At 43.0% G+C, this 922-nt stretch carries 2 protein-coding genes; one reads left to right on the forward strand and one right to left on the reverse strand.

Annotated features, from left to right (window positions below):
- The gene (locus BFP76_RS14815) at window positions 1-171 is read left to right on the forward strand and encodes an integrase core domain-containing protein (protein ID WP_099591504.1); all 171 of its coding nucleotides are present in this window, start codon (window positions 1-3) and stop codon (window positions 169-171) included.
- A gap of 581 nt (window positions 172-752) precedes the next feature.
- Here the strand turns inward: BFP76_RS14815 and BFP76_RS14820 are convergent.
- Window positions 753-922, reverse strand: a 170-nt coding sequence (locus BFP76_RS14820) for an integrase core domain-containing protein (RefSeq protein WP_165775636.1), incomplete at its 5' end; no start/stop codon positions are given.

The raw sequence follows: 922 nt of genomic DNA on the forward strand, positions 1-922 counted from the left end.
GTGCTAAACGCCGAATGGTTCCACAGTGTCAGGCAAGCACAGGTGGCTATAAATCTGTGGCTCAGAGAATATAACCACATCAGGCCACACCAGGCATTGAATATGCGCCCGCCAGTTCCAGAAACCTTATTAGAGAAAGCCAAAATTAGTGGTACAGAAAAATGGGGCTAGACAGCTGTCCGCTCAATGTTCGCTCCTCCTATAAAAACTAGTGAGAAGTTCACGCATCCCATTCTAGGAGATTTTGGCGATACGGATCTATTTGATATGGTTGGGTATCGTATACATTTCCAATATAATTTTGCTACGGATAATATTAAGCAAATTACTCTTATGAAAATATAATATGGGTGCCAACTTCCGATCGGTATGACCTACACAGAGGGTGTGAAGGCATGTTCTACACGTGAAACACGAAGGCCATTCGGGCACTCTCATACGATATCGGTTAGCAATCGGGGGATGGGTGTAAACCCACTGCAAAAACACCCTGCACGCCACATGAACAATACGTCATCCAATACATGAAATGCCTGGCTCTACAAAACGGCAAAGAGAAATACAGGAACAAAGAGAAATGAATAAGGAAGGTGGAATAGAGAAGCTTGACAATAAACGGAATTCTGTAGCTGAATCTAAATGGGATGAAAACGATATTGACCCACCCAACTAACAAAGTAGACGTATGGAAAACAAGAAATTATTTGAACTTCTTGCGGATTTTGAAACCTATGATACTGAAACCTTTCTGTCTAGCCCCATTTTTCTGTACCACTAATTTTGGCTTTCTCTAATAAGGTTTCTGGAACTGGCGGGCGCATATTCAATGCCTGGTGTGGCCTGATGTGGTTATATTCTCTGAGCCACAGATTTATAGCCACCTGTGCTTGCCTGACACTGTGGAACCATTCGGCGTTTAGCA

This window comes from Paramylibacter kogurei (assembly GCF_002742285.1).
Taxonomy (GTDB): Bacteria; Pseudomonadota; Alphaproteobacteria; order Rhodobacterales; family Rhodobacteraceae; genus Amylibacter; species Amylibacter kogurei.